23 protein-coding genes are annotated in these 23978 nt (G+C 57.3%); 17 read left to right on the top strand and 6 right to left on the bottom strand.

The window, feature by feature from the left end:
* Positions 1–2 precede the first annotated feature (2 nt).
* A complete protein-coding gene (tus, locus tag ACR42C_RS10215; RefSeq protein WP_479985081.1) occupies positions 3–932 on the top strand; it encodes a DNA replication terminus site-binding protein in 930 nt (309 codons plus the stop codon).
* Here the strand turns inward: tus and fumC are convergent, their stop codons facing one another.
* Both fumC and fumA read right to left on the bottom strand, forming a co-directional pair.
* Positions 933–2327 (bottom strand): class II fumarate hydratase, encoded by a 1395-nt coding sequence (gene fumC / locus ACR42C_RS10210; RefSeq protein WP_479985080.1) that lies wholly within the window; start codon positions 2325–2327, stop codon positions 933–935.
* A gap of 139 nt (positions 2328–2466) precedes the next feature.
* Positions 2467–4113, bottom strand: a complete 1647-nt coding sequence (fumA, locus tag ACR42C_RS10205; RefSeq protein ID WP_061715401.1) for a class I fumarate hydratase FumA — start codon at positions 4111–4113, stop codon at positions 2467–2469.
* Between the two features lie 199 nt (positions 4114–4312).
* Between fumA and manA the strand changes: the two genes are divergently transcribed.
* Both manA and ACR42C_RS10195 read left to right on the top strand, forming a co-directional pair.
* Positions 4313–5488, top strand: coding sequence for a mannose-6-phosphate isomerase (gene manA / locus ACR42C_RS10200; RefSeq protein ID WP_479985079.1), 1176 nt, complete (start codon positions 4313–4315; stop codon positions 5486–5488).
* A gap of 99 nt (positions 5489–5587) precedes the next feature.
* A complete protein-coding gene (locus ACR42C_RS10195; RefSeq protein WP_479985078.1) occupies positions 5588–7120 on the top strand; it encodes a YdgA family protein in 1533 nt (510 codons plus the stop codon).
* A gap of 39 nt (positions 7121–7159) precedes the next feature.
* Here the strand turns inward: ACR42C_RS10195 and ACR42C_RS10190 are convergent, their stop codons facing one another.
* Complete coding sequence (locus ACR42C_RS10190; protein ID WP_479985077.1) at positions 7160–8014, bottom strand: alpha/beta fold hydrolase; 855 nt, start codon at positions 8012–8014, stop codon at positions 7160–7162.
* Positions 8015–8029: 15 nt separating this feature from the next.
* Positions 8030–9010, bottom strand: coding sequence for an MBL fold metallo-hydrolase (locus ACR42C_RS10185; protein WP_479985076.1), 981 nt, complete (start codon positions 9008–9010; stop codon positions 8030–8032).
* 106 nt (positions 9011–9116) lie between these two features.
* On the opposite strand from ACR42C_RS10185, the gene ACR42C_RS10180 reads away from it, so the two are divergent.
* On the top strand, positions 9117–10013 hold the full coding sequence (locus ACR42C_RS10180) for a LysR family transcriptional regulator (RefSeq protein ID WP_479985075.1): 897 nt from the start codon (positions 9117–9119) through the stop codon (positions 10011–10013).
* A gap of 1 nt (position 10014) precedes the next feature.
* Here the strand turns inward: ACR42C_RS10180 and ACR42C_RS10175 are convergent, their stop codons facing one another.
* On the bottom strand, positions 10015–11043 hold the full coding sequence (locus ACR42C_RS10175) for a Mal regulon transcriptional regulator MalI (protein ID WP_046091759.1): 1029 nt from the start codon (positions 11041–11043) through the stop codon (positions 10015–10017).
* A 177-nt stretch (positions 11044–11220) separates the two neighbouring features.
* Here ACR42C_RS10175 and malX point away from each other — a divergent pair, with 177 nt between their 5' ends.
* The 3 genes from malX to add all read left to right on the top strand — a co-directional run bounded on the left by malX (position 11221) and on the right by add (position 15132).
* Complete coding sequence (malX, locus tag ACR42C_RS10170) at positions 11221–12813, top strand: maltose/glucose-specific PTS transporter subunit IIBC (RefSeq protein ID WP_116340344.1); 1593 nt, start codon at positions 11221–11223, stop codon at positions 12811–12813.
* A 48-nt stretch (positions 12814–12861) separates the two neighbouring features.
* Positions 12862–14034 (top strand): MalY/PatB family protein, encoded by a 1173-nt coding sequence (locus ACR42C_RS10165; protein WP_316378990.1) that lies wholly within the window; start codon positions 12862–12864, stop codon positions 14032–14034.
* 96 nt (positions 14035–14130) lie between these two features.
* A complete protein-coding gene (gene add / locus ACR42C_RS10160; protein WP_116340349.1) occupies positions 14131–15132 on the top strand; it encodes an adenosine deaminase in 1002 nt (333 codons plus the stop codon).
* Between the two features lie 42 nt (positions 15133–15174).
* Here add and ACR42C_RS10155 read toward each other — a convergent pair whose 3' ends face one another.
* Entirely contained in the window at positions 15175–16215 is a 1041-nt protein-coding gene (locus ACR42C_RS10155) for an oxidoreductase (protein ID WP_316378988.1), read from the bottom strand.
* A 241-nt stretch (positions 16216–16456) separates the two neighbouring features.
* On the opposite strand from ACR42C_RS10155, the gene blr reads away from it, so the two are divergent.
* The 10 genes from blr (at position 16457) to nth (ending at position 23813) form a co-directional block, all read left to right on the top strand.
* Positions 16457–16582, top strand: coding sequence for a division septum protein Blr (gene blr, locus ACR42C_RS10150; protein WP_168733269.1), 126 nt, complete (start codon positions 16457–16459; stop codon positions 16580–16582).
* A gap of 233 nt (positions 16583–16815) precedes the next feature.
* Positions 16816–17031, top strand: coding sequence for a transcription modulator YdgT (ydgT, locus tag ACR42C_RS10145; protein ID WP_013096896.1), 216 nt, complete (start codon positions 16816–16818; stop codon positions 17029–17031).
* Between the two features lie 86 nt (positions 17032–17117).
* Positions 17118–17558: a DUF2569 domain-containing protein gene (locus tag ACR42C_RS10140; protein ID WP_023311379.1), complete on the top strand. Its 441-nt coding sequence runs from the start codon at positions 17118–17120 to the stop codon at positions 17556–17558.
* Positions 17559–17634: 76 nt separating this feature from the next.
* Complete coding sequence (gene rsxA / locus ACR42C_RS10135) at positions 17635–18216, top strand: electron transport complex subunit RsxA (RefSeq protein WP_014883581.1); 582 nt, start codon at positions 17635–17637, stop codon at positions 18214–18216.
* Positions 18216–18794, top strand: a complete 579-nt coding sequence (gene rsxB, locus ACR42C_RS10130) for an electron transport complex subunit RsxB (protein ID WP_028012918.1) — start codon at positions 18216–18218, stop codon at positions 18792–18794. Before rsxA ends, rsxB begins: the two co-directional genes overlap by 1 nt.
* Positions 18787–20808 carry an electron transport complex subunit RsxC gene (rsxC, locus tag ACR42C_RS10125; RefSeq protein ID WP_479985074.1) on the top strand — a complete coding sequence of 674 codons (2022 nt, stop codon included), beginning with the start codon at positions 18787–18789 and terminating at the stop codon, positions 20806–20808. The genes rsxB and rsxC overlap by 8 nt, the downstream gene beginning before the upstream one ends.
* The gene (gene rsxD, locus ACR42C_RS10120; protein WP_302218721.1) at positions 20809–21861 is read left to right on the top strand and encodes an electron transport complex subunit RsxD; all 1053 of its coding nucleotides are present in this window, start codon (positions 20809–20811) and stop codon (positions 21859–21861) included.
* A 10-nt stretch (positions 21862–21871) separates the two neighbouring features.
* Positions 21872–22498, top strand: coding sequence for an electron transport complex subunit RsxG (gene rsxG / locus ACR42C_RS10115; protein WP_116340359.1), 627 nt, complete (start codon positions 21872–21874; stop codon positions 22496–22498).
* Positions 22495–23181, top strand: a complete 687-nt coding sequence (locus tag ACR42C_RS10110) for an electron transport complex subunit E (protein ID WP_163329042.1) — start codon at positions 22495–22497, stop codon at positions 23179–23181. The genes rsxG and ACR42C_RS10110 overlap by 4 nt, the downstream gene beginning before the upstream one ends.
* Positions 23178–23813, top strand: a complete 636-nt coding sequence (nth, locus tag ACR42C_RS10105; protein ID WP_008500570.1) for an endonuclease III — start codon at positions 23178–23180, stop codon at positions 23811–23813. Before ACR42C_RS10110 ends, nth begins: the two co-directional genes overlap by 4 nt.
* Positions 23814–23978: the final 165 nt, after the last annotated feature.

The following is a 23978-nucleotide window of genomic DNA, read 5'->3' as shown; positions in this document are numbered from 1 at the left end:
TTATGGCAACTTACGATCTCATCGAACGGCTGAACAGCACGTTTCGGGAAATAGAACATGAGCTACTGACCCTGACCGAGCGCTTGCAGGCCTGCCGTCTGCTGGCCGCGCGCGTCTTTACCCTGCCCGATGTGGCTAAAGGGGCCGAGCACGATCCGCTGGATGCCATCGAGGTCGAACAGCACATCGGCAATGCCGCTCTTGAACGGGCACTGAAGCACTATCGTCGCCTGTTTATCCAGCAGCAGTCAGAAAACCGCAGCAGTAAGGCCGCCGTGCGCCTGCCGGGCGTCATCTGTCTGCAAACCGATGCGATAACGCGTGAAGCGCTGGAAAGCCAGATTACGCATATCAACACCCTGAAAGCGGCCTTTGAAAAGATCATCACCGAAGAGTCCGGCCTCGCGCCTGCCGCGCGGTTTGAGTGGGTGCACCGCCAGCTTCCGGGGCTGATTACTCTGAATGCCTACCGAACCCTGACGGTACTGCGTCACCCCGCCACGCTGCGCTTCGGCTGGGCGAATAAACACATCATTAAAAACTTCACCCGGGATGAGATTCTGGCGCAGCTGGAAAAAAGCCTGAAGACGCCGCGCACCGTCGCGCCGTGGTCGCGTGAACAGTGGATTGAGCGCCTGGAGCAGGAGTACCACAGCATCGCCTCGCTTCCGGCGGATACGCGCCTCAAGATAAAGCGGCCGGTGAAGGTGCAGCCTATCGCCCGAGTCTGGTATTCCGGTCAGCAAAAGCAGGTGCAGTATGCCTGCCCGACGCCGCTGATTGCGCTTTACGATGCCAACCAGGGCGCGGTGGTGCCCGATATTGGGGAACTGCTGAATTACGATGCTGAAAATGTTCAGCACCGTTACAGACCTCAGGCACAGCCGCTACAGCTGATTATTCCGCGGCTGCACCTGTACGTGGCGGGATGATTATTTCAGGCTGCCGACCATCGCTTCCGGACGAACCCAGGCGTCAAACTCCGCCTCCGTGAGATAGCCCAGCGCCAGGGCGGAGGCTTTCAGCGTCAGCCCCTCTTTATGCGCTTTTTTAGCGATCTCCGCGGCTTTGTCATAGCCGATATGGGTATTGAGTGCAGTCACAAGCATCAGGGATTCATTGAGCAACTGGCTGATACGTTCGCGGTTGGGCTCAAACCCTACCGCACAGTGTTCGTTAAAGCTCTCCATCCCGTCTGCCAGCAGACGAACAGATTGCAGCACGTTGTGGATCACCATCGGGCGATAGACGTTCAGCTCAAAGTTGCCGGACGCTCCGCCCATGTTGACGGCCACGTCGTTGCCCATCACCTGACAACAGAGCATGGTCATGGCTTCGCACTGGGTCGGGTTCACTTTACCCGGCATGATAGAGCTGCCCGGCTCGTTTTCCGGGATGCTGATTTCGCCAATGCCGCAGCGCGGACCGGAAGCCAGCCAGCGCACGTCGTTGGCAATTTTCATCAGCGAGGCCGCCAGCCCCTTCAGCGCGCCGTGGGTATGGACCAGCGCATCGCAGGTCGCCAGCGCTTCGAACTTGTTGGGCGCCGTGACGAACGGCTGTCCGGTAATGCTTGCCAGCTCTTCCGCCACGCGTACCGCGTATTCGGGGTGGGTATTTAACCCGGTACCGACCGCCGTCCCGCCGAGCGCCAGCTCCGCCAGGTGCGGCAGGCTGTTCTCGATATGCTTCAGATTGTGCTCCAGCATCGCCACCCAGCCGGAAATCTCCTGGCCGAGGGTCAGCGGCGTGGCGTCCTGCAGGTGCGTACGGCCAATTTTGACGATGTCGCGGAAGGCCTGCGCTTTCTCGTTAAGCGTGGATTTCAGCACGTTGAGCTGCGGGATCAGCTGCTCGCGAATGGCAATTACCGCCGCCACGTGCATCGCCGTCGGGAAGACGTCGTTAGAGCTCTGGCTTTTGTTGACGTCATCGTTCGGGTGGACGTTACGCTCCATGCCGCGCACGCCGCCAAGCAGCTCGCTGGCCCGGTTCGCCAGCACTTCGTTCATGTTCATGTTGCTCTGGGTGCCGGAACCGGTCTGCCAGACAGCGAGGGGGAATTCATCGGGATGCTTGCCCGCCAGCACTTCGTCGGCGGCGTTGATGATAGCGGTGGCTTTATCGGCGTCCAGCAGGCCCAAATCCTGGTTCACTTTCGCGGCGGCGCGTTTGGTGAGCGCCAGCGCCTGAATCAGCGAGACGGGCATTTTTTCGGTCGAAATACGGAAGTGCTCCAGCGAACGCTGGGTTTGCGCGCCCCACAGCTTGTCGGCCGGAACCGCGATTGCGCCCATAGAATCTTTCTCATGGCGTACCGTTGTCATTACTTTCTCCTTGATAACAAAAGAGGGATTGCTCACATGCTTAAGGGATAAGTATTGATGACTTCTGAGAAACGTTATGGCGCTTTGTGCGCTCTTTTTGATGCCGGGTGGCGCTGGCGCCACCCGGCAATTTACAGAATTACTTCACGCACGCCGAACACTGGGACGACTGGATCTGCTTGAAGAAGTCGTTACCTTTGTCATCCACGAGGATAAACGCCGGGAAGTCTTCTACTTCGATTTTCCAGATCGCTTCCATACCCAGCTCCGGGTACTCCACGCACTCCAGGCTCTTGATGCTGCCCTGGGCCAGTACCGCCGCCGGTCCGCCGATGCTGCCGAGGTAGAAGCCGCCGTGCTTGTGGCAGGCGTCCGTCACCTGCTGGCTGCGGTTGCCTTTCGCCAGCATGATCATGCTGCCGCCGTTGGCCTGCAGCTGGTCAACGTACGAGTCCATACGCCCTGCCGTGGTCGGGCCTAACGAGCCAGAGGCGTAGCCTTCAGGCGTTTTCGCCGGGCCCGCGTAGTAGATCGGGTGATCTTTAATGTACTGCGGCAGCCCTTCACCGTTGTCCAGACGCTCTTTGAGCTTCGCGTGCGCGATGTCGCGGCCCACGATAATCGTGCCGTTCAGGGAGAGGCGGGTCGAGACCGGGTACTGCGAAAGCTGCGCCAGAATCTCTTTCATCGGACGGTTCAGGTCAACGCGAACCGCTTCACCCTCACCCGCTTTACGCAGCTCTTCCGGGATGTATTTGCCCGGGTTGTTTTCCAGTTTTTCGATCCACACGCCTTCGCGGTTGATCTTGGCCTTGATGTTGCGATCTGCAGAACAGGAGACGCCCATCCCGACCGGACAGGATGCGCCGTGACGCGGCAAACGGATCACGCGTACGTCGTGGGCAAAGTATTTGCCGCCAAACTGCGCGCCGAGGCCCAGATTACGCGCCTCTTCCAGCAGCTCCTGCTCAAGCTGCACGTCGCGGAACGCCTGGCCGTGCTCGTTACCTTCGGTAGGCAGGCCGTCATAGTATTTGGTTGAGGCCAGCTTGACGGTTTTCAGCGTGCTTTCCGCCGAGGTACCGCCGATCACGAAGGCAATATGGTACGGCGGGCACGCCGCGGTGCCGAGGGTGCGCATCTTCTCAACCAGGTAGTTCTTCAGCTTGCCCGGGGTGAGCAGCGCTTTGGTTTCCTGGTAGAGATAGGTTTTGTTGGCTGAACCGCCGCCTTTGGCGATACAGAGAAATTTGTACTCGTCACCGTCGACGCTGTAGAGATCGATCTGCGCGGGCAGGTTGGTACCGGTGTTGACCTCTTTGTACATATCCAGCGCCGCGTTTTGCGAATAGCGCAGGTTGTCTTCGGTGTAGGTGTTGTAGACGCCATGCGCCAGCGCCGCTTCATCACCGCCGCCGGTCCAGACGCGCTGGCCTTTTTTACCGACGATGATCGCCGTGCCGGTGTCCTGGCAGGTTGGCAGAATGCCTTTCGCCGCGATGTCTGAGTTACGCAGGAACTGCAGGGCAACGTATTTATCGTTCTCGCTGGCCTGCGGGTCGCTCAGGATATCGGCAACCTGCTGCTGATGCGCGGGGCGGAGCATAAACGAGGCGTCGTGGAAAGCATGCTGCGCCAGCAGCGTCAGCGCCTGCGGATCCACCTTGAGGATCTCTTGTCCTTCAAACTCAGAGACGGAGACGTGATCGCGGGTTAACAGGTAATACTCGGTCTGATCCTTGCTGAGGGGGAAAGGATCCTGATAATGGAAGGGTTTATTCGACATTGTTCTCTCACTTACTGCTTCGGTCTGTTTATTCAGGGCAGATGTTCCGCTGCCCGGCTTAAAAGCGAGTCAGCTTATCCTACACAATTTTTTAACAAAAACTGAGACTAGTACGACTTTTTACATCCACAGGTTACTTCCACGTGGTTTATTGCTTTAATACCCGGAGTTAATTCCACATTTGAATCAGGGCTTGATAATGCAAAAACTCATTAACTCAGTGCAAAACTACGCCTGGGGAAGTAAAACTGCGTTAACGGATCTCTACGGTATCGCGAACCCGAACAACCTGCCGATGGCGGAACTGTGGATGGGGGCGCACCCGAAGAGCAGCTCAAAAATTGAAGACGCCAGCGGCCAGGTTCGCAGCCTGCGTGACGTGATTGATGCCGATAAAACCGCGCTGCTGGGCGACAAGGTGGCTCAGCGCTTCGGCGAACTGCCGTTCCTGTTCAAGGTGCTGTGCGCCGACCAGCCGCTCTCGATCCAGGTTCACCCGAACAAGAAAGCCTCTGAAATTGGCTTCGCGAAAGAGAACGCGGCGGGTATCCCGTTAGACGCCGCAGAGCGTAACTACAAAGATCCTAACCACAAGCCGGAGCTGGTGTTTGCGCTGACCCCGTTCCTGGCGATGAACGCGTTCCGCGAGTTTTCAGAGATTATCTCCCTGCTGCAGCCGGTCGCGGGTGCCAACAAGGCTATCGCCCACTTCCTCGAAAACCCGAACGCAGACGCGCTGAGCCAGCTGTTCGCCAGCCTGCTGAATATGCAGGGTGAAGAGAAATCTCACGCGCTGGCGGTGCTGAAAGCGGCCCTGGACAGCCAGCAGGGTGAGCCGTGGGAGACCATCCGCCTGATTTCCGAATTCTACCCGGACGACAGCGGCCTGTTCTCCCCTCTGCTGCTGAACGTGGTGAAGCTGAACCCGGGCGAAGCGATGTTCCTGTTCGCCGAAACCCCGCACGCCTATCTGCAGGGCGTGGCACTGGAGGTGATGGCCAACTCCGACAACGTGCTGCGCGCGGGCCTGACGCCGAAATACATCGACATCCCTGAGCTGGTTGCCAACGTGAAGTTTGTGGCGAAGCCTGCCGCGGAGCTGCTGACTCAGCCGGTGAAAAACGGCGCAGAGCTGGACTTCCCGATTCCGGTTGAGGATTTTGCGTTTTCTCTGCACGACCTGAGCCAGGCCGAAACCGCCATTGCGCAGGAGAGCGCGGCGATCCTGTTCTGCGTGGAGGGCGAAGCGACGCTGCATAAAGGCGAACAGCGTCTGGTGCTTAAGCCCGGTGAGTCAGCATTCGTTGCAGCCAATGAGTCTCCGGTTAGCGTAAGCGGCGCCGGTCGCCTGGCGCGCGTTTTTAATAAGCTTTAAGCACTTACTGAATTTTTTAACAACTCTTGCTAAGCTAGTTGCAGGCTTAATATCTCCGGGCGGTTTTTACCGCCTGGTTTCATTTTAGGGATAGTCGCAATGAAAAAATCGGTCGTAGCGGTTGGAGTGATTGTAGCGTTAGGCGTGGTCTGGACGGGTGCCTCCTGGTTTACCGGGAAACAGCTGGAAAGCCGTCTGGCTGAGATGGTGGCACAGGCTAACGGAGAAATTAAGCGCAGCGCGCCGGAGGCGGGTCTGGAGCTGAGCTATCAGAACTATCAGCGCGGCGTGTTTACCAGCCGTATGCAGCTGGTGGTGAAGCCGGTGGCCGGTGCAGCAAACGGCTGGCTGAAGCCGGGCCAGAGCGTGGTGCTGGATGAAGTGGTAAGCCACGGTCCGCTGCCGCTGGCGCAGCTGAAGTCGTTTAACCTGATCCCGTCCATGGCGTCAGTTCATACCGTGCTGGTGAATAACGACGTCACTAAACCGCTGTTTGACCTGGCAAAGAATGAGTCACCTTTCGACATTAATACCCGTATTAGCTACTCCGGTGATACCAGCTCTGATATCGCGCTGAAAGCGCTGAACTACGAGAAAGAGAACGAGAAAGTCGCCTTCAGCGGCGGTCATTTCAAACTTGATGCAGATCGGGATGGCAACGTCTTCTCCATGACGGGTGAAGCGGAAAGTGGCCTGGTCAACGCCGTGAACGAATATAATCAGAAGGTTCAGCTCACCTTCAACAACCTGAAAGCCGACGGCAACAGCCGTATGACCGATTTTAAAGAGCGTATCGGCGACCAGAAGCTCTCCGTTGATAAGATTGCTATCGCAATTGAAGGGAAAGAGATGGCCGTGCTGGAAGGCATGGACGTTAACGGTAAATCCGACGTATCTAAAGACGGTAAGAGCATCAACACCCAGCTGGATTACACCCTGAAGAGCCTGAAAGTGCAGAATCAGGATCTGGGCACCGGCAAGCTGTCGCTGAAGATCGGCAATATCGACGGTCAGGCGTGGCACGAGTTTAGCCAGAAATACAGCAAAGAGAGCCAGGCGCTGCTGACCGACGCCGCGCTGCAGCAGAACCCTGAGGTGTACCAGCAGCAGGCGATGGCGGTGCTGTTCAATAACCTGCCGATCCTGCTGAAAGGCGAGCCGGTGGTCACCGTTGCGCCGCTGAGCTGGAAAAACAGCAAAGGCGAAACCAGCTTTAACCTGTCGCTGTTCCTGAAAGATCCTGCAGCCGCAACGGGTGAACCGCAGACGCTGGCGCAGGAAGTGGATCGTAGCGTGAAGTCGCTCGACAGCAAGCTGACCATCCCGATGGATATGGCGACCGAGTTTATGACCCAGATTGCGAAGCTGGAAGGCTACGGCGATGAAGATGCCGGCAAGCTGGCGAACCAGCAGGTGAAAGGTCTGGCGGCCATGGGCCAGATGTTCCGCATCACGAAGGTGGATAACAACACGATTTCTACCAGCCTGCAGTACGCCAACGGCCAGGTCACGCTCAACGGCGACAAAATGCCGCTGGAAGAGTTTGTCGGCATGTTTGGTATGCCCACGCTGGGGATGCCGGAACCGGCTGAACCGGCAGCGCCAGCAGACCCGGCGGCACCGCAGAAGTAAACAGCAAAGCCCCTCGCATGAGGGGTTTTTTTATTACCGTTATCCCTTCCATCCCTGCAGGAAATCCAACAGCAGTGCGTTAACTTTCTCAGGCTGTTCCTCCTGAGGAAGATGGCCGCACTCGTCGATACCGTACGCCCGAAGGTTATCCGCCATTTCAGCCCAGACGCTTTGCATATCGAAGAGCTTGCCGACCGCATGAAAATCATTGCCCCACAGCGACATTACCGGACACGCGATTTTCACGTCAGCGTCGGCAAGATCCTGCGCCACATCTTCTGCGTTGGCGCGATAGTCAGCCATCGCGCCTCGCACGGCTCCGGGCGCCTGATACGCCCGAACATAGGTGTCAAACGCCTCGCCGCTGATGGTTGACGGATCGTAGGTCCAGTCCGAGAAAAAGTGGCGCAGCCAGATATTTTCTCGACCTGCAATCAGCGCTTCCGGAAGATCGGGCACGAGATGGAACAGGAAGAACCAGTATGCGCGGGCGATGGACGCATTCAAATCGCGCGCCACAATGCGCGTTGGCACGTTATCCATCACCACCAGACGATCCACCAGCTCAGGGGAATCTTTTGCGAACCGCGTCGCGACGCGCGCGCCGCGATCGTGCCCCACCAGCACCACCTTCTGTAAATCCAGCGCACGCATCAGCTCCCGGATGTCCCGCGCCATGTTCCGTTTATCATAGCCAGAAGCCGGTTTATCCGTTTCGCCATATCCTCGTAAATCCGGCGCGATTACGCGGTAGTGCCGGGACAATACCGGTATTTGGAAGCGCCAGGCATAGTTTGTTTCAGGAAAACCGTGCAGGAGAATAACTGGCGCGCCTTCACCCTCTTCAACCACAAACTGGCGGATGCCGTTTGCCGTTACGGTGTAACTTTTCATGGTCGTAACCTCACTTTATTTCAGCAGAGGCACGTTGGCCGCACGTTGATAAGGACCGTAATTTACAGGGTTCCAGCTATATCCCTGCTGCCAGGCGGTGATATGCCCAATACCGGGGAAAGGCAGATGCGCTGCAGCCATCCACTCACCGTCTTTCGCCAGCGCGTTAAACTCCTGCGCCCGGGACGAGATGGCTTTTTTCGAATCGACATCAAAGCGAATAGATACTTCAGGATGCGGGAACTGGACGGCAGGCGCATGGATCAGATCCCCAATGAAGTTAATAGCCGTTCCCTGGGACGCAAAGCGATAAACGGTACTGCCAGGCGTATGACCAACGGCATAGGCCGTCTGGACTTCCGGGATAGGCGAAGCTGGCGGAACGAAGGTTTTAAGGTGTCCTGACGCTTTATACTCAGATAACGCTTTTCGGGCGATAGCGAAATAATCCTTCGCATTAGCCGGCGCGCTCGCTTCTTTTGCCGGATCGAGCCAGTAGTCGGCCTCCCCCTGCGGTACGTAGACGGTCGCATTGGGGAACAACGCTTTACCGTCCGCGTCGCTCAGGCCACAAACATGATCAAGATGAAGATGCGTCAGGAAAATGGTATCAACCTGCTCAGGACGATAGCCTGATGCTTTCATATTGTTGACCAGCTGGCCTGCCGTTTGCGGCACGCAGTGTCCCGCTCCGCTGTCAATCATGACCAGATGTTTCCCGGTATTAACCAGGAAAGCGTTAAACGCGGTCGGCATGCGTTCGGCATCAATTTTATTCTGATCCAGCAGCTTACGAACCTTGTCGCCTGAAAGCCCGTGTAGTAATGACGGCGAAAGGTCATTATAGCCGTCGAACAGCGCCGTGACCTCGTATTCCCCTACCGCCAGACGATAATAGCCGGGGACCTGCTGTTTCACCTGCGCAGGTGCGTCAGCCCAGGCGGCACTTACCAGGAACAGGCCGCTGAATGCCAGAACCGTTTTCAACTTTTTCATCTTCACTCCAGATTCATGTTTTCAGGATGTGAAGAGACTATGGCAGCACAACGATAAATACTGTAGATATGTACTTTGATAAGGCAGAGTAACGAAAAACGATATAATGAAGCTTGAAGACGTTGAAGTGTTTGTCGAAGCCATTAAGGCAGGTAGCCTGGCGGGCGCCGCGCGTCGGCTCTCAATGAGCGCCATGGCGGCGTCACGGTCTCTTAATAATCTTGAGGCTGAGCTGGGTGTCAGGCTGGTGCATCGCACCACGCGCTCCCTCTCACCCACGAGCGATGGGGAGGTTTTTTTGCCTCATGCACAGGCGTTGCTGGAAGATAAAAATAACGCGCTTGCCGATCTGTTTCCCGATGGTACGCACCTGTCCGGACGCCTTCGCATTACCGCCTCAGCGGCGTTTGGGCGCAAGATCGTCGCGCCAATGCTGCCGCTGTTTATGCAGCAACATCCGGCCCTGCAGGTTGACCTGCTGGCAACCGATGATCAGATTGATATTGTCGGGAAAGGCATAGACGTGGCGTTACGCATTGCCCCGCTGCGCGATAACCGGTTGGTTGCACACCGCATCTGTGATAATCCCCGCGAGCTTTGCGCCAGCGCGGAGTATCTGGCTGCGTACGGTTCGCCGAAATTACTTAACGATCTGGCTGGACATAGCTGCCTGACCATCTCAGATACGACACACTGGTCATTTGAAAAGGGTGAACAGCGCTACAAACAAAAGGTGTCAGGCCGATTCTCGGCTAACTCGATTGAGGCAATTTTCGAGGCTTGCCAGGGGGGACTCGGCATCGCAAATTTATCTCGCTGGTACGTAGAGCCTGCAATTACAGAGGGTAAACTCGTGCGGATCGTCCTTGAAGATGCTCAGCCGGAATCGCTGGCCATTTGGGCTGTTTACCCGACTTCTCGCCTGATCCCAGCAAAAGTGCGAAAATTTATAGAGGCACTGGAGACACAGCTGACGCTCAACCCTCTTACGCGGCAGAGCTGATTTACTTCACCGTCACCAGCCGTGCCGCCACAATCTGGTGCCCGGCCTGGACATCCGTATTGTCGATGCGCTGCATGATCCTGTCCGCCAGGGTGTAGCCCATCTCGCGTGCGGGGGTGGTGGCCCAGACGATGGGGAGATCGTCCAGCGCGTTCTCACCAACGTCGGCGAACGCCCCCAGCGCCACCTGGTGGCCGAAGAAGGTTTCAACGCCCCCTTCACCGCTCTGACGCCCGGCGCGGATCAGGCCAAACCACGCGCCCATGGCAATCACATCGTTGTAGCAAATTACGGCGCTGATCGTCGGGCTGCTTCGCAGCAGTGCCCCAATCGCTTCCGCCGCTTTCTTCTGGCTGGATTCGCACTCCACGACCCATTCACTGTGGAACGGCAGGCCGTATTTAATCAGCGTCGCGCAGTAGCCGCCGACCCGTTCGGCGCGCGTCAGGGACGAACTTTTGCCGCCCAGCCAGGCAATGCGCTGATGGCCGCGACGAATCAAATGCTCGGTCAGCATTTGCGCAGCCTGCATGTTATCCGGGCGCAGCGTGTCGGCCTCGTCCAGGTAACTGGCGCGCGAGGCAAACACCAGCGGCACGCCTTTTTCGGCGGCACGCTCGCACAGCTCGCTGCCCACGCCCGACGCCCCGGCAACGATCACCCCGTCCACTCCCTGATTCAGCAGCATATCGAGCCGGGAAAGCAGCTGATCGGCCTCGCGACCGCCGTGCAGCAGAAAGACCATCCGCCCTTGCGCTTCAAGCGCTTCGGTTAAGCCGGCGGTCAGCTCCGCATAGAACGGTGACGTCAGGTCACGGACAATCAGGCCAATCACCCCGCTTTGCCCGCCGCGCAGCGCCGACGCCTGACGGTTACGCACAAAGCCCAGCTGTTCAACCGCCTCGTTCACCCTCTGGCCGGTTGCGGGCGAGATGCGCCCTTTTCCACTGAGCACGAGAGAAACGGTGCTGACGGAAACCCCCGCCGCCAGCGCGACATCGTTGATGGTGACTTTTTTCGCTACAGCCATGTGTCAGCGTGACTCCCTGAAATGAGATCGGTAAAACGTTTTATCAATACGTTATCTTTATACTACCAGTCAAAGCCTGAGAATGTGATTCAGCGCGCACTAAACTTTGATAAAACGTTTTATCTTCTCGCAGCATTGAAGCAGATAAATTGATTTTAACAATAAAGGAGTCGTTTTATGACGGCGAAAGCGGCACAAAAAATATCGCTGTGGGAGTTTTTCCAGCAACTGGGTAAAACCTTTATGCTCCCCGTGGCACTCCTCTCATTCTGCGGGATCATGCTCGGGATCGGCAGTTCGCTAAGCAGTAAAGACGTCATCACGCTGATCCCGTTCCTCGGTACCCCTGTGCTGCAGGCGATCTTTATCTGGATGAGTAAGGTCGGCTCCTTCGCGTTTAGCTTCCTGCCCGTGATGTTCTGCATCGCCATCCCGCTGGGCCTGGCCCGCGAGAACAAAGGCGTCGCGGCGTTTGCCGGGTTTGTGGGTTACGCCGTGATGAACCTGGCGGTTAACTTCTGGCTGACCGCGAAAGGCATTCTGCCGACCACCGACGCTGCCGTGCTGAAGGCTAACAACATCCAGAGCGTGATTGGTATCCAGTCTATTGATACCGGGATCCTCGGGGCGGTAATCGCGGGGGTCATTATCTGGATGCTGCACGAGCGCTTCCACAATATCCGCCTGCCGGATGCCCTGGCCTTCTTCGGCGGTACCCGCTTCGTGCCGATCGTCACTCTGGTGGTCATGGGTCTGTTCGGCCTGATCATTCCGCTAATCTGGCCGGTCTTTGCGATGGGCATTAACGGCATTGGCCGCATCATCAACGGCGCGGGCGATTTTGGTCCGATGATCTTTGGCACCGGCGAACGTCTGCTGCTGCCGTTTGGCCTGCAGCATATCCTGGTGGCCCTGATTCGCTTCACCGAAGCGGGCGGCACCATGGAAGTGTGCGGTCACGACGTGAGCGGTGCGCTGACCATCTTCCAGGCGCAGCTGAGCTGCCCGACCACCCACGGCTTCTCCGAAAGCGCCACCCGCTTCCTGTCTCAGGGCAAAATGCCGGCCTTCCTCGGCGGCCTGCCGGGTGCCGCGCTGGCAATGTACCACTGCGCGCGCCCGGAAAACCGTCATAAAATTAAAGGGCTGCTGATTTCCGGCGTGATTGCCTGCGTCGTCGGCGGCACCACCGAGCCTATCGAATTCCTGTTCCTGTTTGTTGCGCCGGTGCTGTATCTCATTCACGCGCTGCTGACCGGTCTGGGCTTCACCGTGATGGCGGTGCTGGGCGTGACCATCGGCAACACCGACGGCAACGTCATCGACTTCGTGGTGTTCGGGATCCTGCACGGTCTGTCCACCAAGTGGTATCTGGTGCCGGTCGTGGCGGCTATCTGGTTCGCGGTATACTACGGTATCTTCCGCTTCGCCATCACCCGCTTTAACCTGAAAACGCCGGGCCGCGATACCGATACGGCCACCAGCGTTGAGCAGGCGGTTACCGGTACCGTGGGCAAATCCGGGTATAACACCCCAGCCATTCTGGCGGCGCTGGGCGGTGCGGATAACATCACCTCACTGGACAACTGCATTACCCGCCTGCGCCTGTCGGTGGCGGATATGGCAAAAGTGGATACCAACGCCCTGAAGGCCAACCGGGCCATCGGCGTGGTACAATTAAACCAGCACAATTTGCAGGTAGTTATCGGCCCGCAGGTTCAGTCAGTGAAGGATGAGCTGGCCACCCTGATGCGAACAGTAGAAGCCTGATGCCTCAACCCCCTCTCATGAGGGGGTTTTACTTTAAGGATTTACGTCATGTTTGATTTTTCTACCGTCGTGGATCGACACGGCACCTGGTGTACGCAGTGGGACTACGTCGCCGACCGCTTTGGCGCGGCAGATCTGCTGCCCTTCACCATCTCAGATATGGATTTCGCCACCGCCCCCTGCATAACCGACGCGCTGCATCAGCGCATTAACCACGGCGTGCTGGGCTACAGCCGCTGGAAGAACGACGAGTTTCTCGCCTCCGTCGCGCACTGGTTCCGACAGCGCTTCAACAGCCCGATTGATACGGAAACCGTCGTTTATGGACCTTCCGTCATCTACATGGTGTCAGAGCTGATTCGCCTCTGGTCAAAGCCCGGTGACGGCGTGGTGGTTCACACCCCGGCGTACGATGCGTTTTTTAAGGCCATTGAGGGCAATGCGCGCCTTGTGGTGCCCGTTGAGATGGAGAAACAGGCGGCAGGCTGGCAGGGCAATATGGCGGCGCTTGAAGCGGCGCTGGCGAAATCGGAAAACAAAATTTTGCTACTGTGCAGCCCGCAAAACCCAACCGGAAAAGTATGGACGCGGGAAGAATTGACTCATATGGCGGAGCTTTGCGCACGCTATGACGTGGCGGTTATCAGCGATGAAATTCATATGGACATGGTGTGGGGCGCGCATCGCCACACCCCGTGGAACGCGGTGGCGCGCGGCAAATGGGCGCTTCTCACCTCCGGCTCGAAAAGCTTTAATATTCCGGCGCTGACGGGCGCATATGGCCTGATTGGCGATGAAGAGAGCCGCGACGGCTATCTCAGCGCGCTAAAAGGCCGGGATGGACTCTCTTCTCCTTCCGTACTGGCGCTGACGGCCCATATTGCCGCCTACCAGCAGGGAGAGCCGTGGCTGGATGCCTTACGGCGTTATCTGGAGGAGAATCTTCTGTACGTCGCGCATGAAGTAAACAGTGCTTTTCCGAAACTGAACTGGCAGCCGCCGGAAGCAACCTATCTGGCCTGGATCGACCTGCGCCCGCTGAACATTGACGACAGAGCGCTGCAAAAAGTGCTGATCGAGCAGCAAAAGGTCGCCATCATGCCGGGATACACGTACGGAAACGAAGGTAACGGCTTCGTACGGCTAAACGCCGGCTGTCCGCGCAGCAAGCTGGAACAAGGGGTTCAGCGCCTCATCGCCGGGATCAACACGCTGCTGTAATTTGTTTGCGCAACGGAATTTTCACTTGCGCAAATAGCTTTTTACCCCGTTTTGTTTTTATAATATGGCGCACTTTAACCAGAAAAGAGTGCGACCATGATTGATACACGCCTGCCTTTAACTGATATTCATCGTCACCTTGACGGTAACATTCGTGCCCAAACCATCCTCGATCTTGGCCGCCAGTTCAATTTAACGCTTCCTGCGCAGACGCTTGAGTCGCTGATCCCTCACGTACAGGTGACCTCCAATGAACCGGATCTGGTCAGCTTCCTGAGCAAGCTCGACTGGGGCGTGAAGATGCTGGCCTCGCTGGATGCCTGTCGCCGCGTGGCGTTTGAGAACATTGAAGATGCGGCACGTAACGGCCTGCATTACGTCGAGCTGCGCTTCTCGCCGGGCTACATGGCGATGACCCACAGCCTGCCCGTTGCAGGCGTGGTGGAAGCCGTCATTGAAGGCGTCCGCGAAGGGTGTAAAACCTTCGACGTTCAGGCCCGTCTTATCGGTATTATGAGCCGTACGTTCGGTGAAGCCGCCTGCCTGCAGGAGCTGGAAGCGCTGCTGGCCCATCGCGATGCCATCACCGCCGTCGACCTCGCCGGTGACGAGCTGGGCTTCCCCGGCAGCCTGTTCCTCTCCCACTTCAACCGCGCGCGCGATGCCGGCTGGCACATTACCGTGCATGCGGGGGAAGCAGCGGGCCCGGAAAGCATCTGGCAGGCCATCCGCGAGCTGGGCGCCGAGCGTATCGGCCACGGCGTGAAGGCGGTAGAAGATCGCGCCCTGATGGATTTCCTGGCGGAGCAGCGTATCGGGATAGAATCATGCCTGACGTCCAACATTCAGACCAGCACCGTGGCAACGCTGGCGCAGCATCCGCTGAAAACGTTCCTTGAGCACGGCGTGCTGGCCTCGCTGAACACGGACGATCCGGCGGTCCAGGGCGTGGATATCATCCACGAGTACAACATTGCGGCACCGCAGGCAGGTCTGAGCCGCGAGCAGATCCGTCAGGCGCAGGTTAATGGGCTGGAAATAGCCTTCCTGACACCAGCAGAGAAGCAGGCGCTGCGAGATAAAGTGGCGCGCGGTTAACGCGCTGCCGGGTAGCGCTGGCGCTTACCCGGCTTACAAAAATTATGCCAGACAAAGCGTTGCGCGATGTTTGGCTGATTCAATCCCCAGCTCAATCAGTTCCATAATCTGAATCGCCTGGCTGGCCGGAACCGGGTTTTCCCCCGTTCCGTTCAGCGCATCGCGGATGGCTGCATAATAAGCCGGATAGTTACCCGGTATCGTCAGTAGCGTTTCTTCGACCCGTTCCTCACCTTCTGCCCGCGTCACGACGCCGTCACGCATATCATAGCCCCAGTCTTCCTGCGGCAGACGTTCACCGTTTTTAAGCCGGTCTTCCTGCGGATCGAGGCCGAACTTCACGTAGCTCCCGCGCGTGCCGTGAATGATATATCGGGCAGATTCCGCAGCCGCGACCATCGTGCCGTGCAGCACAACCCGGCGCTGCGGGTAACTGAGCACCGCGTGGAAGTAATCGGTTGTCTGTGCCCCGGGCCTGAGCTGGGCCAGATCGACCGTCATGCTCACCGGCAGACCAAACAGATTAACGGCCTGGTCCAGCAGATGCGGGGCTAAATCGTACCAGATGCCGCTGCCCGGACCGGCCTGCTCGCGCCAGCGGTTTCTTACCTGCGGGCGAAAGCGGTCAAAGTGCGATTCAAAAAAAACGATCTCCCCTAACGTACCCTCACCGAGAAGCGTTTTTACTGTCAGAAAATCGCTGTCCCAGCGGCGGTTATGGAAAACGGACAGCACCCTTCCCAGGCTTTTTGCCAGCGCCTCCAGCTCACGCGCCTGTGACAACGTCACGGTGAAGGGTTTATCAACAATGACGTGCTTTCCCGCTTCCAGCGCGGCTTTCGCCAGCGGGAAGTGCGTGTCGTTAGGCGTGGGGATAACAATTAAATCGATATTCGGATCGTTGAAGAGATGTTTTGGCTCAGAGACAACCGGCACAGAGGGCCAGTCAGCGTGGACTTTAGCAGCGTCGCTGCTGGATACCGCAGCCAGCGCCATCCCCGGCGTCCCGGCTATCAGAGGCGCATGAAACGTTTTGCTCGCGTACCCGTAGCCTATAAGCCCGACGCGGATGTTATCACTCATCGTGTTGTCCTCTTTTTGCGTTTCTTATTTCATACTGGCCTGTCTGGCATTGCCCTCATTAATAATGAGCCATGGCGCTTAAAATAGCAGGCTGTAGCGGTTATTTTTGTTACATAGTATTAACCTTCTGATTTTGTTTAAGGGAATCGTTCCCAAAGCGCTTGCCGTCAGAGAAACAGCGCTGTAACATTTGCGCCCTGTATTTATGGATAAATTACAACAGCAAATCATGGCATCAATTATTAATCGAATCATTGAATTAGCGGGATGGATTGTTCTTGGGGTTTCGGTCATTTTGCTCGGCGTAGCCAGCCATATTGATAACTACCAGCCGCCGGAGCCTGCTGCCGTCACCCATCCTAAGTAACCGGTTGCTGCGATAAAGAGTGACATAATATGTCAGTTTCATATTGCCAGCCCTGGTGAACGCGGTTAACCTTCTCTTCCAGGCATCGCCTTCGGTGCCTGAATTTCAGCAAAGAAAACTCCTAATTTCGTCGCGTTACCTGAGTGGGCTGTTTACGTCTTTATTAATCCGTTTATTATTCGACCGAATTACCTTAACTGGTATTACTCACTTTTATATGGAAACTTATTAATATGACAGTTCAGGACTATTTATTAAAATTTCGCAAGATCAATTCGCTTGAGAGCCTGGAAAAACTGTTTGACCATCTGAACTACACCCTGTCGGATAATCAGGACATTATCAATATGTATCGCGCCGCTGACCACCGCCGTGCGGAGCTGGTCTCCGGCGGACGCTTGTTCAACGTCGGCGAGGTGCCGAAGTCCGTATGGCGCTACGTTTTATAAGAAAGTAGCCATCCGCGCGAAATGTTATATACTCTCCGCCCTGCAAACTGGCTGTACAACATTTCGCGCAGATAATGGGAGAGTTCATGACCGCAACGCCTGGAGAACGCATCGGAGGCTGGTTAATCGCCCCACTGGCATGGCTGCTGGTTGCCTTATTAAGCGCATCGCTTGCGCTGCTGCTTTATACCACCGCATTGATTACCCCTCACGCCATCCAGACCCTGATGTCGCAAAGCGTGCTGAATATAGCTATGTGGTTTGTGTCGTTCGTTTTCGCGATTGGGATGTGGTACTACACCCTGTGGCTGACCATCGCCTTCTTTAAGCGCCGCAAGAGCGTGCCTAAGCACTATATTATCTGGCTGCTCATTTCGGTTCTGCTGGCGGTTAAAGCGTTTGCTTTCTCGCCCGTGTCTGACGCGCTTGCTGTCCGCCAGCTGCTTTTCCCGTTACTGGCTGCGGCGCTGCTGGTGCCCTATTTCAAGCGTTCAACGCGTGTGAAAAACACCTTCGTGAACCCGTAATAACCTTACAGATAACCTGTTGTCGCCTGACCCGGTTTGTCCGATAATAGGCGGCTTTTTTATTTCAGGCTAAATAATGACCGATTACTTACTGCTCTTTGTCGGCACCGTGCTGGTTAACAACTTCGTTCTGGTGAAGTTCCTTGGCCTGTGTCCGTTTATGGGCGTGTCCAAGAAGCTGGAAACGGCGATGGGCATGGGGCTGGCGACGACCTTTGTCATGACGATGGCGTCTATCTGCGCGTGGTTGATTGACACCTGGATCCTTATCCCGCTGGGGTTAATCTATCTCCGTACGCTGGCATTTATTCTGGTCATTGCGGTTGTGGTGCAATTTACTGAAATGGTGGTGCGTAAAACCAGCCCGGCGCTCTATCGCCTGCTGGGTATCTTCCTGCCGTTGATCACCACCAACTGCGCGGTACTCGGCGTGGCGCTGCTGAACATCAACCTTGGGCATAACTTTATGCAGTCGGCGCTGTACGGTTTTTCCGCCGCCGTCGGTTTCTCCTTTGTTATGGTTCTGTTCGCGTCGATTCGCGAACGTCTGGCGGCAGCGGACATCCCTGCGCCATTTCGCGGTAATGCCATTGCGCTGGTCACCGCGGGTTTAATGTCTCTGGCCTTTATGGGCTTTAGTGGTCTGGTGAAGTTGTAATGAATGCTATCTGGATTGCCATCGCCTCTATCAGCGTCCTGGGGTTGGTGTTTGGCCTTATCCTGGGCTACGCCTCCCGCCGTTTCGCGGTAGAGGACGATCCTGTTGTTGAAAAAATTGATGAGCTTTTGCCGCAAAGTCAGTGCGGGCAGTGCGGCTACCCGGGCTGCCGCCCTTACGCTGAAGCGGTAGGGATTCAGGGTGAAAAAATTAACCGCTGTGCGCCCGGCGGCGAAGCGGTAATGCTGAAAATTGCCGCCCTGCTTAACGTAGATCCGCAGCCCGTAGATGGCGATGCGGAGGTGCAGGAGCCGGTTCGCGCCCTCGCCGTGATCGACGAAGCAAACTGCATCGGCTGCACCAAATGTATTCAGGCCTGCCCGGTTGACGCCATTGTCGGCGCGACCCGCGCCATGCACACCGTTGTGGCGGATCTGTGCACCGGCTGTAACCTCTGCGTGGCCCCCTGCCCGACGCAATGTATTGAGCTGCGCCCGGTTGAAACGACTACCGAAAGCTGGAAGTGGGATCTTCAAACCATTCCGGTTCGCAATATTCCTGTGGAACAACATGCTTAAGTTATTTTCTGCTTTCAGAAAAGAGAAGATTTGGGACTTTGACGGCGGGATCCATCCGCCGGAGATGAAAACCCAGTCCAACGGCACGCCGCTGCGTCAAATTCCGCTGGCTACCCGTTTCGTCATGCCGCTCAAGCAGCATATTGGCGCTGAGGGCGAGCTGTGCGTGAAAGAAGGCGATACGGTCCTGCGCGGTCAGCCGCTGACCTTTGGCCGTGGACGTATGCTGCCGATTCACGCCCCAACATCCGGTAAAGTGGTGGCGATTGCCCCTCATACGGTGGCGCATCCGTCCGCGCTATCGGAACTGAGCGTGATTATTGAAGCCGACGGCGAAGATCGCTGGATTGACCGTGACGGCTGGAGCGACTACCGCAGCCGGAGCCGCGAAGCGCTTATCGAGCGTATTCATCAGTACGGCGTCGCGGGCCTCGGCGGCGCGGGCTTCCCGACCGGCGTCAAGCTGCGCGGCGGTGGCGATAACATTCAGACGCTGATTATTAACGCCGCCGAGTGCGAGCCGTATATCACCGCTGACGATCGTCTGATGCAGGATTGCGCCGCCCAGGTGGTGGAAGGCATCCGCATCCTCGCGCACATCTTACAGCCGCGAGAAGTGTTGATTGGTATTGAAGACAATAAACCGCAGGCTATCTCGATGCTGCGCGCCGTGCTGGCCGGTAGCCATGATATCGCACTGCGCGTCATTCCGACCAAGTACCCTTCTGGCGGCGCAAAACAGCTGACGCAAATCCTCACCGGAAAGCAGGTGCCGCACGGCGGACGCTCGTCGGATATCGGCGTACTGATGCAAAACGTCGGAACCGCTTACGCCGTGAAGCGCGCGGTGATTGACGGCGAGCCGTTGACCGAACGCGTGGTGACGCTGACCGGAGAGTCGGTCTCTCGTCCGGGCAACGTCTGGGCACGTCTTGGTACGCCGGTGCGCCACCTGCTGGAACAGGCTGAATTTTGCCCGGCCAGCGACCAGATGGTGATCATGGGCGGCCCGCTGATGGGCTTTACCCTGCCGTGGCTCGATGTCCCGGTAGTGAAAATCACCAACTGTCTGCTCGCCCCTTCCCCGACTGAGATGGGCGAAGAACAGGAAGAGAAAGGCTGCATCCGCTGCAGCGCCTGTGCCGATGCCTGCCCGGCGGATCTGCTCCCGCAGCAGCTGTACTGGTACAGCAAAGGCCAGCTGCACGATAAAGCCAAAGCCCATAACCTGGCCGACTGTATCGAATGCGGCGCCTGCGCCTGGGTCTGTCCAAGCAACATTCCGCTGGTGCAGTACTTCCGCCAGGAGAAGGCCGAGATTTATGCCATCTCCATGGAAGAAAAACGCGCCGCGGAAGCCAGGGCTCGCTTCGAAGCGCGCCAGGCGCGTCTCGAACGTGAGAAGATGGCTCGTCAGGAGCGACATAAGCAGGCCGCCGTTCAGCCTGCCGAAAAAGATCAGGATGCGATTAACGCCGCCCTGGCGCGCGTTCGCGAGAAAAAAGCCAATGCCGCCCAGACGCTGGTGATCCAGGCCGGTGAAAAACCGGATAACAGCGAAGCGATTGCCGCCCGCGAAGCACGTAAGGCTGCGGCCCGCGCCCGCCAGGCGGAAAAAGCGCAAACGGCACAGCCGGAAGCTGAAGTCGATCCACGCAAAGCTGCCGTTGAAGCGGCCATTGCCCGCGCCAAAGCCCGCAAGGCCGGGGAGCAGCAGGTAGTGGTTGAACAGGAAGCGGTCGATCCGCGTAAAGCCGCCGTTGAAGCCGCAATTGCCCGCGCCAAAGCGCGCAAAGCGGCGCAGCAGGCGCCTGCCGCAGAACCCGAAGCACCGGTCGACCCGCGTAAAGCCGCCGTTGAAGCCGCGATTGCTCGCGCCAAAGCGCATAAAGCGGCACAGCAGGAAGAGCAGCCGCAGGCCGCAAACGACGACCCGCGCAAGGCCGCCGTCGCGGCCGCGATCGCGCGCGTTCAGGCGAAGAAAGCCGCACAGCAAGCCGTAAACGAGGATTAAATGGTTTTCAGAATCGCAAGTTCCCCTTACACCCACAACCAGCGTCAGACCTCGCGCATCATGATGCTGGTCTGCCTGGCCGCGCTGCCGGGCATTGCCGTTCAGTGCTGGTTTTTCGGCTGGGGAACCCTGTTCCAGATAGCCCTGGGCTGTTCCAGCGCCATAGCAGCAGAGGCTCTCGTGCTGAAGCTGCGCAAGATGGCCGTTTCACGCATCCTGGCCGACAACTCCGCGCTGCTGACCGGCCTGCTGCTGGCCATCAGTATTCCGCCGTTTGCCCCGTGGTGGATGGTGATACTTGGTACCGTGTTTGCCGTAATTATTGCTAAACAGCTGTATGGCGGGCTGGGCCATAACCCGTTTAATCCGGCGATGATTGGCTACGTGGTGCTGCTGATCTCTTTCCCGGTGCAGATGACCAGCTGGCTTCCTCCGCACGAGATTGCGGCCACGGTTCCGGGCTTTATGGATGCCCTGCACGTGATCTTTACCGGCCATACGGCGCTGGGGGCTGATATGAACGCGCTGCGTATGGGCGTGGACGGCATCAGCCAGGCGACGCCTCTCGATACCTTCAAAACGTCCCTGCATGCCGGGCACAGCGTTGAGCAGACCATGAAATCCGCGATCTACAGCGGCATGCTGGCGGGCGCGGGCTGGCAGTGGGTCAACCTGGCGTATCTGCTGGGCGGCCTGTTCCTGCTGCAGCAAAAAGCCATTCGCTGGCATATTCCGGTGAGCTTCCTCGTGACGCTGGCGTTCTGCGCCACGCTGGGCTGGCTCTTCTCTCCTGAATCACTGGCCAGCCCGCAGATGCATTTGCTCTCCGGTGCGACCATGCTGGGTGCCTTCTTTATCCTGACGGATCCGGTTACGGCATCAACGACTAACCGCGGCCGTCTGATCTTCGGCGCGCTGGCCGGGCTGCTGGTGTGGCTTATTCGCAGCTTTGGCGGATACCCGGACGGCGTGGCGTTTGCCGTGCTGCTTGCCAATATTACCGTTCCGCTCATCGACTATTACACGCGCCCCCGCGTGTACGGCCATCGCTAAGGGTTTCGCCATGCTAAAAACGATGCAAAAACACGGCGTCACGCTGGCAGTCTTCGCCGCGGTCCTGACCGGGCTGACGGCACTGGTCAATGCGCTGACCAAAACGACCATTGAAGAACAGGCGCTGAAGCAGCAAAAGGCGCTGTTCGATCAGGTGATCCCGTCCGATTTCTACGATAATGACCTGCAAAAAAGCTGCTTTGTGGTAGACGCGACGCAGCTTGGAAAAGGCACGCACCGTGTCTTTATCGCCCGCAAAGGAGATAAACCCGTAGGCGCAGTGATGGAAGCGACGGCGCCCGATGGCTATTCTGGCTCCATTCAACTGCTTGTCGGCAGCGATTTCACCGGAACCATACTGGGCACCCGCGTGACGGAACACCATGAAACGCCGGGCCTGGGCGATAAAATTGAAACCCGGCTGAGCGACTGGATTTTGCACTTTGCCGGTAAAGTAATCCATGGCGAAGGTGACACCGCGTTTGCGGTGAAGAAAGACGGCGGTGAGTTTGACCAGTTCACCGGCGCAACCATCACGCCGCGCGCCGTGGTGAACGCCGTAAAACGAGCCGGGCTATATGCTGAAACGCTGCCCGCGCAAATCAACAATCTTCCGGCCTGTGGGGAGTCATCATGAGCCAGGTTAAAGAGGTTATTGTCCAGGGGCTGTGGAAGAACAACTCCGCGCTGGTACAGCTTCTGGGACTCTGTCCGCTGCTGGCGGTGACATCTACCGCTACCAACGCGCTCGGGCTGGGCCTGGCGACCACGCTGGTGCTGACCCTGACCAACTTCTCTATTTCTGTTTTGCGCCGCTGGACGCCGTCGGAGATCCGTATTCCGATTTACGTGATGATCATTGCGTCGGTGGTGAGCGTCGTGCAGATGCTTATCAACGCTTACGCGTTTGGCCTGTACCAGTCGCTCGGGATTTTTATTCCGCTTATCGTGACCAACTGCATCGTCGTTGGCCGCGCTGAGGCTTTCGCGGTAAAAAACAACCCGGCCATTTCCGCTCTGGATGGGTTTTCCATCGGCATGGGCGCGACTGCCGCCATGTTCGTCCTCGGGTCCATGCGTGAAATTCTCGGCAACGGGACGCTCTTCGACGGTGCCGATGCCCTGCTGGGCGGCTGGGCCAAGGTGCTGCGCATAGAAGTGTTCCACACCGACACGCCATTCCTGCTGGCGATGCTGCCGCCTGGCGCGTTCATTGGCCTTGGCATGATGCTGGCGGTAAAATACCTGATTGATGAAAAACGTAAGCGCCGCGCGGCAGAGCGCAGCGTTCTGGAAGGGACACCCGAGAAAGCTTCATGAATAAAGAAAAGCGCATTGCGATCCTGACTCGTCTGCGGGACGAGAACCCGCACCCGACGACGGAGCTGAATTTTACCTCCCCGTTTGAGCTGCTGATCGCGGTGCTGCTCTCTGCGCAGGCGACCGATGTGAGCGTCAACAAAGCCACTGCCCTGCTCTATCCGGTCGCCAATACGCCAAAAGCGATGCTGGAGCTGGGCGTGGAGGGCGTTAAGTCTTATATCAAAACCATCGGCCTGTTTAACAGCAAGGCGGAGAACGTCATTAAGACCTGCCGGATCCTGCTGGAACAGCACGGAGGCGAGGTGCCGGAAGACCGCGCGGCTTTGGAGGCCTTACCGGGGGTGGGACGTAAAACCGCGAACGTTGTACTCAATACCGCGTTTGGCTGGCCGACGATAGCCGTTGATACCCATATATTCCGCGTCTCAAACCGGACCAACTTCGCCCCAGGGAAAAATGTCGAGCAGGTAGAAGAGAAGCTATTAAAAGTGGTCCCTGCCGAATTCAAGGTTGACTGCCATCACTGGCTGATTTTGCACGGTCGTTATACCTGCATAGCCCGAAAGCCGCGCTGCGGCTCCTGTATTATTGAAGATCTCTGCGAATATAAAGAAAAAGTGTATCCCTGACTTTTATCCGCAATCACAATCCCACACCAGGAGAGGGCCTTCCAGAAACCCTTCTCCTGACCATAAATCATCCGCCTTCTTTATCCTCCAGCCTGTCACTTCTTCCGCGCTATAACGCTCAAACAGGTTAATAGTTTTTTCATAGCCAAAAATTTCTATACATCT

It is taken from the genome of Enterobacter sp. MG-EB028 (genome assembly GCF_056673305.1).
Note: the sequence above shows the minus strand (reverse complement) of the source record. Positions and strands in the feature narration are given on the sequence as shown.

Coding starts and splice junctions, on each gene's coding strand:
- rsxC (WP_479985074.1), top strand. CDS start 18,787: ATGCTTAAGTTATTTTCTGCTTTCAGAAAAGAGAAGATTTGGGACTTT.
- ACR42C_RS10185 (WP_479985076.1), bottom strand. CDS start 9,010: ATGAAAAAGTTGAAAACGGTTCTGGCATTCAGCGGCCTGTTCCTGGTA.
- fumA (WP_061715401.1), bottom strand. CDS start 4,113: ATGTCGAATAAACCCTTCCATTATCAGGATCCTTTCCCCCTCAGCAAG.
- tus (WP_479985081.1), top strand. CDS start 3: ATGGCAACTTACGATCTCATCGAACGGCTGAACAGCACGTTTCGGGAA.
- ACR42C_RS10140 (WP_023311379.1), top strand. CDS start 17,118: ATGACCGCAACGCCTGGAGAACGCATCGGAGGCTGGTTAATCGCCCCA.
- fumC (WP_479985080.1), bottom strand. CDS start 2,327: ATGACAACGGTACGCCATGAGAAAGATTCTATGGGCGCAATCGCGGTT.
- ydgT (WP_013096896.1), top strand. CDS start 16,816: ATGACAGTTCAGGACTATTTATTAAAATTTCGCAAGATCAATTCGCTT.
- ACR42C_RS10190 (WP_479985077.1), bottom strand. CDS start 8,014: ATGAAAAGTTACACCGTAACGGCAAACGGCATCCGCCAGTTTGTGGTT.
- ACR42C_RS10195 (WP_479985078.1), top strand. CDS start 5,588: ATGAAAAAATCGGTCGTAGCGGTTGGAGTGATTGTAGCGTTAGGCGTG.
- add (WP_116340349.1), top strand. CDS start 14,131: ATGATTGATACACGCCTGCCTTTAACTGATATTCATCGTCACCTTGAC.
- ACR42C_RS10155 (WP_316378988.1), bottom strand. CDS start 16,215: ATGAGTGATAACATCCGCGTCGGGCTTATAGGCTACGGGTACGCGAGC.
- malX (WP_116340344.1), top strand. CDS start 11,221: ATGACGGCGAAAGCGGCACAAAAAATATCGCTGTGGGAGTTTTTCCAG.
- rsxG (WP_116340359.1), top strand. CDS start 21,872: ATGCTAAAAACGATGCAAAAACACGGCGTCACGCTGGCAGTCTTCGCC.
- manA (WP_479985079.1), top strand. CDS start 4,313: ATGCAAAAACTCATTAACTCAGTGCAAAACTACGCCTGGGGAAGTAAA.
- ACR42C_RS10175 (WP_046091759.1), bottom strand. CDS start 11,043: ATGGCTGTAGCGAAAAAAGTCACCATCAACGATGTCGCGCTGGCGGCG.
- ACR42C_RS10180 (WP_479985075.1), top strand. CDS start 9,117: ATGAAGCTTGAAGACGTTGAAGTGTTTGTCGAAGCCATTAAGGCAGGT.
- rsxA (WP_014883581.1), top strand. CDS start 17,635: ATGACCGATTACTTACTGCTCTTTGTCGGCACCGTGCTGGTTAACAAC.
- nth (WP_008500570.1), top strand. CDS start 23,178: ATGAATAAAGAAAAGCGCATTGCGATCCTGACTCGTCTGCGGGACGAG.
- ACR42C_RS10165 (WP_316378990.1), top strand. CDS start 12,862: ATGTTTGATTTTTCTACCGTCGTGGATCGACACGGCACCTGGTGTACG.
- ACR42C_RS10110 (WP_163329042.1), top strand. CDS start 22,495: ATGAGCCAGGTTAAAGAGGTTATTGTCCAGGGGCTGTGGAAGAACAAC.
- rsxB (WP_028012918.1), top strand. CDS start 18,216: ATGAATGCTATCTGGATTGCCATCGCCTCTATCAGCGTCCTGGGGTTG.
- rsxD (WP_302218721.1), top strand. CDS start 20,809: ATGGTTTTCAGAATCGCAAGTTCCCCTTACACCCACAACCAGCGTCAG.